The organism is Candidatus Thermoplasmatota archaeon, from assembly GCA_038884455.1.
GTDB lineage: Archaea > Thermoplasmatota > E2 > DHVEG-1 > DHVEG-1 > JAWABU01.
In genome coordinates, this window is the sequence record JAWABU010000047.1 from 1 (window position 1) to 12755 (window position 12755).

11 protein-coding genes and 1 tRNA gene are annotated in these 12755 nt (G+C 40.2%); 3 read left to right on the forward strand and 9 right to left on the reverse strand.

The genetic code is table 11. The annotated features are described in order from the left end of the window. Window positions 1–197: 197 nt before the first annotated feature. The 3 genes from QXL17_07650 to QXL17_07660 form a co-directional block, all read right to left on the reverse strand. Window positions 198–797: a hypothetical protein gene (locus QXL17_07650; GenBank protein ID MEM4259004.1), complete on the reverse strand. Its 600-nt coding sequence runs from the start codon at window positions 795–797 to the stop codon at window positions 198–200. Window positions 798–1151: 354 nt separating this feature from the next. Further along, window positions 1152–1236, reverse strand: a tRNA-Leu gene (locus tag QXL17_07655). Between the two features lie 112 nt (window positions 1237–1348). Continuing rightward, window positions 1349–1759 (reverse strand): response regulator, encoded by a 411-nt coding sequence (locus QXL17_07660; GenBank protein ID MEM4259005.1) that lies wholly within the window; start codon window positions 1757–1759, stop codon window positions 1349–1351. Window positions 1760–1903: 144 nt separating this feature from the next. Here QXL17_07660 and pfkA point away from each other — a divergent pair, with 144 nt between their 5' ends. Further along, window positions 1904–2878 (forward strand): 6-phosphofructokinase, encoded by a 975-nt coding sequence (gene pfkA / locus QXL17_07665; GenBank protein MEM4259006.1) that lies wholly within the window; start codon window positions 1904–1906, stop codon window positions 2876–2878. A gap of 10 nt (window positions 2879–2888) precedes the next feature. Here the strand turns inward: pfkA and QXL17_07670 are convergent, their stop codons facing one another. From QXL17_07670 to QXL17_07680, 3 genes are all read right to left on the reverse strand, one after another. Next, window positions 2889–3017: a hypothetical protein gene (locus tag QXL17_07670; GenBank protein ID MEM4259007.1), complete on the reverse strand. Its 129-nt coding sequence runs from the start codon at window positions 3015–3017 to the stop codon at window positions 2889–2891. An 85-nt stretch (window positions 3018–3102) separates the two neighbouring features. After that, complete coding sequence (truA, locus tag QXL17_07675) at window positions 3103–3861, reverse strand: tRNA pseudouridine(38-40) synthase TruA (protein MEM4259008.1); 759 nt, start codon at window positions 3859–3861, stop codon at window positions 3103–3105. 154 nt (window positions 3862–4015) lie between these two features. After that, complete coding sequence (locus QXL17_07680; GenBank protein MEM4259009.1) at window positions 4016–5047, reverse strand: NMD3-related protein; 1032 nt, start codon at window positions 5045–5047, stop codon at window positions 4016–4018. 206 nt (window positions 5048–5253) lie between these two features. Between QXL17_07680 and QXL17_07685 the strand changes: the two genes are divergently transcribed. Then, entirely contained in the window at window positions 5254–5379 is a 126-nt protein-coding gene (locus tag QXL17_07685; GenBank protein MEM4259010.1) for a hypothetical protein, read from the forward strand. Window positions 5380–5475: 96 nt separating this feature from the next. Here the strand turns inward: QXL17_07685 and QXL17_07690 are convergent, their stop codons facing one another. Then, window positions 5476–8259, reverse strand: coding sequence for a bifunctional acetate--CoA ligase family protein/GNAT family N-acetyltransferase (locus QXL17_07690; GenBank protein ID MEM4259011.1), 2784 nt, complete (start codon window positions 8257–8259; stop codon window positions 5476–5478). 112 nt (window positions 8260–8371) lie between these two features. Then, the gene (locus tag QXL17_07695) at window positions 8372–9403 is read right to left on the reverse strand and encodes an acetoin utilization protein AcuC (protein ID MEM4259012.1); all 1032 of its coding nucleotides are present in this window, start codon (window positions 9401–9403) and stop codon (window positions 8372–8374) included. Window positions 9404–9537: 134 nt separating this feature from the next. Here QXL17_07695 and QXL17_07700 point away from each other — a divergent pair, with 134 nt between their 5' ends. Continuing rightward, window positions 9538–10011 (forward strand): MGMT family protein, encoded by a 474-nt coding sequence (locus QXL17_07700; GenBank protein ID MEM4259013.1) that lies wholly within the window; start codon window positions 9538–9540, stop codon window positions 10009–10011. Window positions 10012–10029: 18 nt separating this feature from the next. Here QXL17_07700 and QXL17_07705 read toward each other — a convergent pair whose 3' ends face one another. Then, the gene (locus tag QXL17_07705; GenBank protein MEM4259014.1) at window positions 10030–12498 is read right to left on the reverse strand and encodes a C25 family cysteine peptidase; all 2469 of its coding nucleotides are present in this window, start codon (window positions 12496–12498) and stop codon (window positions 10030–10032) included. Window positions 12499–12755: the final 257 nt, after the last annotated feature.

Consider the following 12755-nt stretch of genomic DNA (forward strand, 5'->3'; position numbering starts at 1 on the left):
AGAGTTATCAATATATTGCCTCGTTGCTTGCAACGTGGAAGTTACAAGGGAAAAATATTGCGGAAGAGACTGAGAATCTCCTCAGAAGTGAGCTCTGTCTATCTGGAGCTTGACAAATACCAATGATAGAATTGTAATGAATAGAATCTAGATTAATATGATGTATTTATGATGTATTATATTCTTAGAGCTCTTTGTTACGAGTGCGCACTGGTGTAGATTGCAGATTCTCCGACTTTTGTGTCACCCTTCTCTCGAACATCCAAGATGACCGCTCCTATTTCTTGAGCTAACTTAAATGTTTCAGGGCCGGATTTCCCAATGAACACACCAAATCCATTTCGAACCCCCTTTCGAACCATAAAAGGGCTGGCCATTGCAAATGCAGGTTTAGTCGCCTTACTATTAACAATAAACAAGAATCGATTACTGAGATATAGTTTTATAATTACGGCACCTGCAGTAAGAAATATTAAATCAAATAGTAAATAAATAAGATCAGTGAGATTAGCAAACATGAGTAATAAACCTATTGCAAGAACAACAACTCCAGCGATTACCATGAGAATATTTCTAGGGGCAGTCATTATATCAACACCAGATACATCATCTATATGAACTTCATTCGTGGAATACGATTTCCTTAAAATACCACCTTTGGTTAAAAGTGCGACTCTTTTATTTGTCACTGAAAGATAAGCATCCATTTTTGCTGGAAAACGTACCTTTCCTACATGGTATTCTCTGATAAGTTTCTCGCCTTCAGCTAAAAAAATAATTTCATTTGTTACGGACATAAAGACTCCTTCTTCTCCCTTTTTGTTTTAATAGGAATATTTTCCTTTATATATAATTTATCATTATACCGATTTAGTATGGAAAATCATACAAAAATACCCTCTAAGTATATGGATCTAATACATTTGCTAGAGATGGGTGGGTTAGACTCTCCCAGCCATGGTGTAGATGTTAATTCAACCGTTCCTGAATTCAGAATAAAGTCGGACGACGATTGTTTCATCGTAGAATATCCTTCCTCTTTTCCTTCGAGATTAAGGGGGTATATTCTCCTGAAAGTATCTGGAATACTTGAATTTATTTCTGAAGAGCAGTATGCCAAAAGTTCGTATTACCTAATACTAGTAAGTAAGTGCAGGGGAAGGGATTTGAACCCCCGAACCTCTTCAGGAACAGATCTTGAGTCTGTCGCCGTAGACCAGGCTTGGCTACCCCTGCAACAGCAACATGATGATATTTGGTACCGCCTGCAATTAGAAGGAGATGTATAATAAGATTATTGTTTTAACATTATTGTTTTGCTACAAAAAGAGGAAGAAACGCATACTTGTTACAGAATTGGGAGTTTTTTTGGTTTGCTATGCATTGCTTTTTCGACAGCACTAACAAGAGTATCCATGTCAAAGGGTTTTGTGATATATTCAAAGATATATGGGTATATCTCGTTGAATTCTTCTCCTTGAATCTTTTTTGCAGTTAGAACAATAATGATATTTTTTTCTATAAATCCCTCGGTAATCATTTGTTTAATTGTTTCGATACCATCTAGAACCGGCATCATTAGATCGAGCAGAATGATCCCTTCGAAACCATCTTCGAGTTTTTTGATACATTCAGCACCGTTTTCAGCGGTAACAACATTGATGTTTTTAGCTTCAAAAAGCATGCGTAAGCTTATCAGGATATCTGGGTCATCATCGACAATCATGAGTTGTTTTGGTTGCTTGTGTTCTGAAGTCATAACAACAGCGATATACATATATAATTATTAAAAATTACTTAAACAAAATATTTCAGGCAAGTGAGCGCATCGTTCTGAACTAAAAAGATTTAACGAGTATATGTAGGAGTTTTTAAATATCAAAAACTGAATGCGAGAATGTTCATGGTAGACTATAGGATTGGTGTGTTGACGAGTGGTGGGGATGCCCCAGGAATGAATGCTGCACTTCGGGCTGTGGTACGTACCAGTATCTTCAATCAGTGTAAAATCTTTGGGATAAAACAGGGTTATCAAGGGATGATTGATGGTAATATCGATGAGTTAACGCTTTCTTCAGTTAGTAACATTATCAAATCAGGTGGTACGTTTATTCAAACTGCGCGATGTCAGGACTTTTTTTCCAACGAGGGAAGAAAAAAAGCCTATGAAAATTTAGTTCGATATGGTATTTCTCATCTGATTGTCATCGGAGGAGATGGTTCGTTCCGTGGTCTGCATGAATTTTTATCTGAGTATCCAATTCGAGGAATTGGTGTCCCTGGAACCATTGATAATGATCTCTATGGAACTGACTACACCATAGGATTTGATACTGCAGTTAATACTGCTCTTGAGGCTATTGATAAAATTCGCGATACTGCAGCATCACATTCACGGATTTTTATTATCGAAGTGATGGGGAGGAATTCAGGGTATATCGGTTTGTTTACAGGTATAGGCGGAGGTGCAGAGGATATTATTATTCCTGAGACAACAACCGACATCAATGCGATCTGCCGGCAGCTTGAACTCGGTCGTAAACGAGGTAAAAAAAGTAGTATAATTGTTGTAGCTGAAGGCGGCGCTGTAGGAAACGCGATGACCGTAAAACAAGAAATTGAAAAGTATGCTGATTGGGATATTAAAGTGTCGATTCTTGGCCATATTCAACGAGGAGGGAGCCCTACTGCGTTTGACCGAGTACTTGCGAGTCGACTTGGATATGAAGCAGTGTTAGCTCTTCTTCGCGGTGAATCTGATAAAATGGTTGGAATGGTCAATAATGGTGTTATATTAACGCCGCTTCAAGATACCTGGATGAAGAAAAAGTCATTAGATATGGACTATATCCGTATGGCAAAGATTCTTGCAACCTGAGACGTTGATTTTAGATATTACTGTTGAATATCTTTTGTGCTTTCTCTTGTGCCTCCTGGAAAGCATATCCTTGCCGAAGAAGTGCAAAGTAGAATGCGTCGCAGTAGAGTTTTTTTAATTCTTCGTTAAGATTGATCATGATTTATTATTATCTTTATTTGTATATAAATAATCTGATTTTGTTTGGAAAAAACCAAACAAACAAAAAAATGTGAATTTAAATTTTATAACCGCTGCAGGATTTGACGTTCAAGTGTTTTAAGTTTTTTTTCCATGATCGGGTGATAACGAAATGAAAAATCATAGATAACGTCTTTGAGAAACAGCGGTTCTGGTGGTGCTAAGCCAAAGTCACTGCGAATGGTCGGATTGGATAATGCATCAAGTATTTGTTCTTTGGTTGTTTTTCCTGAGCTCAATCGTTGAATTGCTGAGATGATCCGTCTGATCTGATTCCAAAGAAATGTCTGAGCATAAAAATCGATCACATAAAAACGATCATAGGTTGAAATGAGGATATTGTTGATGGTTCGTATCGGGGTTTTTCCCGGATCAAGCCGAGCGAAGTTTTTGAAATTATGGGTTCCTGTGAAGAGTTCCGCTGCTGAGAGTAGCACAGATAAATCATTGTTTTTTTTTGAAAGGTAATATCGATATATTCGTAACTGTGCATGTCGTGGATAAAATTCTTGGTGAACACAAGCGATACCGTACATAATGAGAGAATCTGTCGACAAAGCAGGTAAGTGCTTGTCAATTTCCTCATATGACGTTGATGTTGTGATTGCGATTACATTGCCAAGTGCTGACACGTTTTTGTCAGTTCTGCTTGCTGATCGAAATTGATTTTCTCTGGGATCATGAATAATACCATGGGTGGTAAGACGGCTAATGAGTTCACCTTCAACGGTTGTTTTTCCAGGTTGTCGCGCGTAACCATCGAAATGCTGTCCATTATACGCAATTTTGAACGCTATTCTCATTGTGTTCAATGATAGGTAAACAAGGATATAGTATTTTTGGACAAGGCTACTCTATGTATAGAAACAATGAACGTATCTTCTCTTTGAGAGGACATATTGTAAAAAAATATGCAAGTTGGCGTTTATCGGTTATATTGTTTTTTTGTTAGTTATTCTAGTAATTAGGTAATACAAAGAGCAAGTCGTGTATCCGTATCGTTTTTATTATTTTTTGATCGTGTGGTATTTGTTGATTTGCCGGAAGATGATATAGAGTGTATGTTTTTTGGTCCATGAGTTGGAGTTCTTGTTTGGTATTGCTGACGACAATCATTTCGTTAATAAGCTCGCGTCCGCCGTAAATTGTGATATGTGTAAAATCTTTATGATCGACTACTTTATGGGATCCTGTTGCAAGGTCGACCAGGTGAATTTTACTTCCAGATATTGACGTTATTACATAATATGCATGATTAAAACCAATAAAATCATGTTTTTTGTAGTTGGGGAGTCGTACTAGATAGGTCATTCGATAGATTTGTCTAGTATCTTGCATGCCTATGTTTTTGGATGATAATTTAATTTCTCCGCCGTAGAGTTCAATCAGTTTTTTTGCGATGGTATGTGCTGATCCTTTTTCACTGAGATAAAAATCGATACCGCCATGATGCTCAAAAATATCAGTTATGAAGAGTGCACGATTGCCTTTGTCGACAATGGTTTGTACCAGGTGTTCTACTGTGGTTTTCATTTCGGTGAGTTCTTCAGATCGTATTTTTCGTTTTTCTGCTCGTATTTGTATGGTTGCTTCGTAGTATCCACCATGTTGTCGTGAACAGATATCGCAGGTAAGTCTTTTGATTCGAATGGTAAGCTGGTGTTGTTCTATGATTGTGGTTTCGCAGATCATCCCAGATATGGTTACAGAGCAGGTGTATATTTTATCGTGTTGTGTACACTGGGTATGGATTGATATGTTTTTTAGTTCAGGTTCTATTGAGAAGACATCATAGATCATACGTTGTATCATATCGTCAAATGAGCTTGAAATCCAGGTATTTTTATACTTGTAAGACCCGCAATGAGCACAGATGAACATATCAAGAACTGAGGGACCTTTGGTAAATCGATGTGTCTTGACATAGCAGGAGACGCAGACACCGTTCTTGTAGATTGTTTTTTCTTTTCCGCATTCGACACAGAACATACTGATACATACCTTACATATTTTGAATATTGATTTTCTCAGGAGGAGATATCGCTTGAGGATTATAAGGGTAACGTAGCTTTTTTTAATTAAAGAGGTGATCTGAAACATTTTTTGGTACCAAGTGTTCATGAGGGTTGGTACGAGGTGTACCATAAGACGTTTTAACGATGGTTGACACAATAGATAGTAGGAAGTGATAGTGTATGGTGATGATGATTGTCGGGCAAGTGTCCTCAGCCGAGGAGGCAAACGAGATTGAATTTATTGCAAAGTCTTTTGTTGTCGGGAATCGTGCTCGTGTCTTAGCATTAACTGTTCGAGGAGGTTAGAAAGGATGGTGAATCAGAAAAAGAAAGTTAAAACCCCAAAAGAGATTGTTATCGAATGGGTAAATATTGTGTAAAATTTCTTTTAGTTTTCATTGTTTATGGTTTAGCAAGTTGAATCCGTTGTTTTTTTTTCTTTTGCGGAGTGGAAAAATCTTTTTTGTGCTGTGATTGGTTTTCGAGCGGAAGTGGTTTGTTGAGTCCTTCGTCTGCAAGTAGGTCGTATTCTATTTTATATTCTCCGGGGTCTCCTTCTGAAAAAGTAAATCCTTTCTCCCGGCAGAGGGTGATCATTGGTATGTTTTCTTTGAGAACAACGCCATACAGTCGTTTGAGATTTTTATCTTTTGCAATTTCTATGGTGTAGTCAATGAAATCTGATCCGAGACCTAAACGATGCCATCGGTCGCAGACTACGGTTGCAAATTCTGCTGAATCTGGTTCTATTGGATCGACGATAAGTCGAGTGACACCAATGATACGTCGTTTTCCATCTGGTTCCTTGATTTCCCCAACAATTCCTATTTCGCGGTCGTAGTCGATGTTGCAGTATCGCGTTCGTACTTCATGGGGTGTTTCTTTGATGATTCTGAAAAATCTGAATCGAACGGTTTCTTCTGAAAAGGTGTTGAACATTTCTTGCCACATGTTTTCGTCTTCTGGTTTTATCGGTCGGAGGATGACTTCAGTACCGTCTTTTAGTTTTACGGTTTTCGTGTATTTTGTTGGGTATGGTGCTATGACGAGATGGGGATGTTTGTATGGTTCTGGATCAAGAATGATGCGTGCATCAAGAGCGATGAGATCATTTCCACTGGGAACTAGAGGGTTGATGTCAACTTCTTTGATTTCAGGATGATCAATGATCATTTGTGAAAAGGTGACCATGAGTTCTTCTACCTTTTTCATATTTACGGGTGGTATGTTTCTGAATCCTTTAAGTAATTCGTAGGCTTTGGTTTTTTCGATAACACGCTGGGCAAGTGTTTGGTTGAACGGGGGAAATCCGATTGCTCGATCTTTGAAAAGCTCGGTGAAAATTCCTCCCAGGCCGAAGAGGATTACTGAACCAAAGATAGGATCTTTTTTGGATCCAAGAATGAGTTCATATCCATAATTTTGAACCATTTTTTGGATGGTTACTCCAAGGATGCGAGCAGTTGGTACTTTTTGTTGAGCACGGCTGACCATTTCTCGGTATGCTTTTTTAACTTCATCAGCATTATGAAGATTTAAAATCACCCCGCCAACATCACTTTTATGGGTGATGTCTGGTGAGTATATTTTCATAACAACGGGATATCCAATGTTGTCAGCAATGTGTGCTGCCTGGTCCTCATTTTCTGCAATTTCTGGTTTTGTTGTTGGTATGCCGTAAAGTTCAAGGAATTCTTTTGATTCATTTTCTGTTAGCAAAGTTCTTTTTTCTTGTTCTGCCTTTGCTATGATTTGTTTAATTCGTTCTGTGTGTGATGGCGTTTTAATGTTGAGTTCTTCAGGTGTTTCAAACAGTTGTGCAAGGTGCCGTTCGTAGTGGTAGAGGTACATGTAGGATTCGACTGCATCATCTGGAGAGTTATAGCTCGGTACATTGTTTCGATTTAAAGTTTGTCGTGCGTTGTAGACGCTTGCTTCGCCGATAAAGGTTGTGAGGATTGGTTTGGTTGATTTTTTTGAAAGATCAACAATGACATCGGCGAGTTTGTTCGGTTCAGCCATGACTTGAGGTACTGAGATGATAATCAAACCATCGATATTCTTGTCAGCGAGGCAGATTTCTATTGCTTTTTTGTAGCGTTCTTCGTCACCATCTCCAATGATATCAATTGGGTTTCCATGGCTCCAGGTTGGTGGGAGGACTTGGTTGAGTTTTTGCATGGTTTCCTCTGAGAGTTGCGCGAGTTTTCCACCTTTTTCGATGATTGCATCAGTTGCAAGAACTCCTGGTCCTCCTGCATTGGTGATAATTGCTATGTTTGGTCCCATTGGTCGTGGTTGTTTGGCAAGAATCGATGCACAGTTGAATAGATCAGTGATGTCATTGACTCGGACGATACCGGTTCTTCGGAATGCTGCTTCGTAGATCGCATCTTCTCCTGCAAGTGCACCAGTGTGTGATGCTGCTGCTTTTGCTCCTTCCTTGAATCGTCCTGATTTGATGACAATGATTGGTTTTGCTCGGGCGAATCCTTTTGCTGCGCTCATGAATTTTTTTGCGTTGGTGATTGACTCAATGTAGAGAACGATGCTTCTGGTATGTATATCCATTCCAAAGTAATCGATGAGGTCTCCAAAATCAACATCAAGCATTGATCCAACTGAGACAAATGATGAGAATCCAACTTTTGCTGCTGCCGCCCAATCAAGGATTGCACCACAGACTGCTCCGCTTTGAGAGAAGAGTGCGATGTTTCCTTTTTCAGGCATGGATCCGGCAAAGGTTGCGTTGAGGTTGAGATAAGGCATGATGAACCCGACGCAGTTTGGCCCGATGATGCGCATGCCGTATTTTTGTTTAATTTTAAGGAGTTCTTGTTCAAGTGCCGCTCCTTGTGGTCCGATTTCTTTGAAACCTGCGGAAATGATAAGGATTCCTTTGATGCCTTTTTGTCCGCATTCTTCAAGAACTGCTGGAACGACTTTTGCAGGTGTTACAATGATTGCAAGATCAACGACCTTGGGAACGTCTTTAATAGATCGGTATGCCTGGACTCCTTGGACGCTTTCTCGGTTTGGATTGACTGGGTAGACAACGCCTTGATACCCTGATCCAATTAGGTTTCGGAAGATGCGGTATCCTGCTGATCCCGGGGTATCGCTTGCGCCGATGACTGCAATGCTTTTTGGCTTGAATATCGTATCGAGAATACGGTTTCGTCCCATATGTTTTCCCTCTAATTAATCTTGTAACCAAGAGACCGGTAGCAGTCAACCATTGATAAGGATTTCTACGAATGAAAAAAAGTGACAAATAACATATTTTATAAATATAATTTTATATTTTCCAATATTTTTTAATATGTTTTTTTACGTCTTTGATGATGATATCGATATTTACCCCTGATGAATCAATCGTCTCTGGCTCAGTATAAAAATCTTTATCACCAAGAATTCCACTAAGGATATTGTAGTATGCAATGATACATGAGATACTGTTGTATCCACCCCCGAAAAGAACTAAAAGTTTGTTACAAGTTTCAGTTGATAATTTTTGAATAGTCTGTGCAAGCGAATAATACGTTTGGTAGGTGAGTCGTAAATCTGCCAAAGGATCAGTATGGTGCGTATCAACCCCTGATTGATAGATGATAAGTTCCGGATCAAAAGCTCGAACGATTTTTGGAACGATTGCATGAAATGCTTTCAGATAACTAGTACCATTAGTTGCCGGTGGAAGTGGGATGTTTATGGTGTATCCTTCTGCTCTATCCCGACCGATTTTTTCAACCCCTCCTGTCCCTGGATATAAGGTTCTACCATCTTGATGCAGTGAAATATTGAGTATGTGTGGATCGTCATAGTAGATATCCTGGGTACCATTACCATGGTGGACGTCGAGGTCAAGGATGGCACAACGTTTGAGATGGTATTTTTCTCGAAGATATTCGATAGTAACAGCAATGTCATTAAAGAAACAGAATCCTGAGGAGTATGCTCTGCTTGCATGGTGAAAACCACCTAACGGGTTTACTGAAAGATTGTATCCCTGGAAAAGCTTTTCACCAGCAAGAATACTTCCTCCAGCTGCAAGTCGTGCAATTTCATAAATGCCAATGGGTGCTGGGGTATCTGCAGCAAGCCAGCCACCGTTTTCACTAAGCTCTTTGACACGATCAACATATCGTTTTTCATGAACTCTGAGAAGATCTTTTTCAGAACAGGGTGTTGGAGCAAGGATGTCAAAAGAGCTAAGGATGTTTTTTTCAGTTAAAAATTTCATGGTTTGTCGTGGTTTATCACCAATAAGCGGATGATCAACACCGAGATCATATTTGTTGAAGTCTTCGTGATACACGATCGCATTCATATGGGTCCAAAGGTCGACAATAGAGAAGAGCTACAATAATGTTACCTTTAAGATACTACAACTCGATTGGTACGTTTGACTGAAAATGAGGAAAAAAATTATATTGATGCTGCGATTTCTTTTTCTGTGATAGCATGGTTGCAAAAAAATCATGGAAGGAGAAATTAATTGATAGTAAAGATCTCCAAAAAGTTGAAAAAATTCATGAAAAATTGCAAAAACAATGGGGTTCTGGAACCGTGGTGATACCGGCCCCAAGTGAAGTTGATGAACTTATGAAACAAGTTCCTTTTGGAAAACTGATTACGATCAATGATATTCGACAGGTGCTTGCCAAAAAACATCATGCGACGATTGGCTGTCCAATTACAACCGGGATTTTTGCATGGGTTGCTGCACATGCCGCTGAAGAAGAGGCAGCTGAAGGAAAAAAAGATATTACACCGTATTGGAGGACGTTAAAAACCGGTGGTATCTTGAATGAGAAGTATCCCGGTGGTGTTGAAAACGTTAAAGAAAAACTTGAACATGAGGGGCACTGCGTGATCAAAAAAGGAAAAAATTATGTCGTGGAAAAATACGAAAATGCACTGTATCGTTTTGAGTGATAACCCACGTTGTTTTTTTTATTGTTGTGATACTCTGAAGACAAGGGGTCCTAGAATGAATGCCTGTGCCTTGCGTTGCTCATCAAGTGCTTGAACGGTAATATGGATGGAGCCAAGTCCAACGATGACCCCTGAAGTAACTGTAGCTTGTCCGCCTGCTGGAAGATTGGTAACGGTTTTTGTCAGAGTTCTGTTGAGGAGTTTAAAGATTCCGCCAGTGTAGCTGAGGTTGACTATAAGTTCTGGGATGTCAGTTGTTCCAACATTTTGGATAACAGTAGTAAAACCAAGTCCACCAGTAATATTCCCAAATGAGATTCGTGGTTTATTTTTGATCATGACGGTCAGAGGGGATGACCAGTTGCTCTCTGCACCAGTAGTGTCCCGTGTTTTGATTTTAACCAGGTAGGTTCCAGGTTTTGTCCAACTATAGGATACTTGCGAGGTTGTCCCTGAGCTTAGAGGACCGTGCCATTCAATTTTTTTATCACCAAATGACCAGCAGACGTACATTGATTCACCGTCAGGTTCAAGCAGAGGAGCTGTGGTAAACGTCAGCGGTTCGTTGATATATCCTTGTGTTGGACCGGTTGGTGGTGCTGGTGGTGCTGGTGTGGTGCTCGGAGCTATCGCTCCCATGCTAAGATCTGGGTTTCCCCACAATGCCCCCCATTCAAACATCTCATATTTTACGTATGCCCAAAGGTTTTTAGTGTACATGTCTCGGAGTGCTTTTTGATGAGCTTGCCCTTGAGTGTAAAGACCGCTCGTAACGTAGATGGTGAAATAGTAGTCCAGGGATTGACTTGATCCTTGGTTTGGGTTTTTCCATCCTGGGCAGCCGAGTGCTACTTTGGTTGCTCCAAGAAAACCGACTGCTCCTTGTTTCAGCATAGCTTTGCCGATGTTGAGTTCATCGGTGTCTGAGTTGCTACAGGCATCTGCAAAAATGATTGCAGGGTAGTTGTCGTTGAGTGAATTGCAGGTGGTTGTTGAAACAAAAGCACCGCCACCAGAGTGATAGATATGTGCAGAGATCGGGCTTCCGTGTCCTGCCCAGTTGACAAAACCATATTTTCCTTGTGACCAAATGTTTTTTACATTGGTGAATCTGAGATCATAATCCATAGGATATGTGGAGTAGCCCTGTTCATACATACGGGTTGCGGTCCAATCTTCCATCCAAGTATGGAGGGTGGCGTTCGTTTTGTATTCCATAAGAACTGCATTATCTGTTCGTGGGTTCGGATCGTTATCCCAGAAGAATGCTCCCAAGAGAAGAATGTTGTGTTTGAAACGTGGATCCTGATTTTGTTCATAGGCCACTGATTTTTCACAGATGTCCTGTACTGTGGTTGGGTCGCTCCAGGGGATACGCCCGACGTTGATTTCAGCGTAGAAATCAATTGGGTCTGAGTTTTCCCCCCATCTTCGATTTTGGTTTTTATCCCAGGATTCACTATCAGGTAGTGAGAGTTCTGCGTAGTAGTAGTCGGTTTCTGGTTTTCCGTAGCCGAGATCCTGCCAACATCGTCGCATGGGAACAGCATCGTAATCACCGACAAGGAGGACGTCTTGTACACCCCATTGATCTGAAGGATATTTTTCTCGGAGGAAATTTCTGATTTGCTCAGCAAGATCGTACCCTTGGTAATTTGAAGCTATCCACGAAGTAGTCACAACTTCTACAGTTCGTCCTTTGGTCGTTTCCCAGTCGACCAATGGTTGAACCGCAGTGGTGAGTGAATCTAAGGTGATGATAACATAGTCGTGGAGTCCTTTCGTAATGGTTGGTGTACTGTGGTACCACTGTTGTGCTTGATCATAGTTGCTGATGATTTCTTGTGCGGTTTGTTCGGTTCGCTTGAGCGTATCAGTATTACTTTGTTTTGAGGAATCTTTAGTATAGGCTATGGTAACAGTTATGGTTTGATGATACACGAGTGTTTGTGTTGTTGGGTAGTAGGTGAAGGGGGCGATTTGTATGTCAACGAGATTGTATTTTCGGTATCCTGCAGTTCGTATGAACTCAACAGGTTTTGCTGGGTAGGGGTTGTTCGTGGTGTAGATGTTTTTGTAGTTGTTTTCATAGGTTTGGTGTCGTTGTACGGCAAGGTCTGGTTGTTCGTCTGATAAAAGGATTGGTTGTGGTGCCGGTGCGATGCTGTATGTTCCAGGGAGTGTGAGATCATTCGGTGTTTCATAGGTTATCGAATCGAGGGTTGCATCTGGTGGAAGTGCAATGGCATAGATTTTTGCAGGGAGGTTTGGTTGTCCTGGTATTAAGAGACTTCCATAGTTCTCCATGAAAAGTGTGTGATAGCCATCTTCTTCTTTGAGATGGTAGGGATACATTGGGATGGTTATGGTTATTGTATTTTTTTCTGGTGTTGCTTGAAGACTTGAGATGAAAACACTACTGATGAGCGCAAGCATGGTTAAAAAAATATACACTGGTTTTATTTTTTTTACAGACGTCTTCTTCATATTTAACCCCTTTCAATAGTACTTAAACATACGAAGTATATAAAGTCTTGCTTTTTTAGGGCTTCATCCCGAAATAGATAATTAAGGAAGAAACATTCATTTTTTCATTGGATGGGACGCGCAAAGAAAAGGATTAATCCAACAGTTGCGAACCATGTGAACCGCAACTTCACCGCCGATTTCAGCAAGGCGGTGATCAAAGCGGTACACCAACTGCCTCCACCTTGGAAACCTAATAACAGAGGACGAAAAGGACA

What these genes read in the sequence shown, in the direction of transcription:
- QXL17_07650 (MEM4259004.1), bottom strand. Translation starts at nt 797, where the DNA reads ATGTCCGTAACAAATGAAATTATTTTTTTAGCTGAAGGCGAGAAACTT.
- QXL17_07660 (MEM4259005.1), bottom strand. Translation starts at nt 1,759, where the DNA reads ATGACTTCAGAACACAAGCAACCAAAACAACTCATGATTGTCGATGAT.
- pfkA (MEM4259006.1), top strand. Translation starts at nt 1,904, where the DNA reads ATGGTAGACTATAGGATTGGTGTGTTGACGAGTGGTGGGGATGCCCCA.
- QXL17_07670 (MEM4259007.1), bottom strand. Translation starts at nt 3,017, where the DNA reads ATGATCAATCTTAACGAAGAATTAAAAAAACTCTACTGCGACGCATTC.
- truA (MEM4259008.1), bottom strand. Translation starts at nt 3,861, where the DNA reads ATGAGAATAGCGTTCAAAATTGCGTATAATGGACAGCATTTCGATGGT.
- QXL17_07680 (MEM4259009.1), bottom strand. Translation starts at nt 5,047, where the DNA reads ATGTTCTGTGTCGAATGCGGAAAAGAAAAAACAATCTACAAGAACGGT.
- QXL17_07685 (MEM4259010.1), top strand. Translation starts at nt 5,254, where the DNA reads ATGGTGATGATGATTGTCGGGCAAGTGTCCTCAGCCGAGGAGGCAAAC.
- QXL17_07690 (MEM4259011.1), bottom strand. Translation starts at nt 8,259, where the DNA reads ATGGGACGAAACCGTATTCTCGATACGATATTCAAGCCAAAAAGCATT.
- QXL17_07695 (MEM4259012.1), bottom strand. Translation starts at nt 9,403, where the DNA reads ATGAATGCGATCGTGTATCACGAAGACTTCAACAAATATGATCTCGGT.
- QXL17_07700 (MEM4259013.1), top strand. Translation starts at nt 9,538, where the DNA reads ATGGTTGCAAAAAAATCATGGAAGGAGAAATTAATTGATAGTAAAGAT.
- QXL17_07705 (MEM4259014.1), bottom strand. Translation starts at nt 12,498, where the DNA reads ATGAAGAAGACGTCTGTAAAAAAAATAAAACCAGTGTATATTTTTTTA.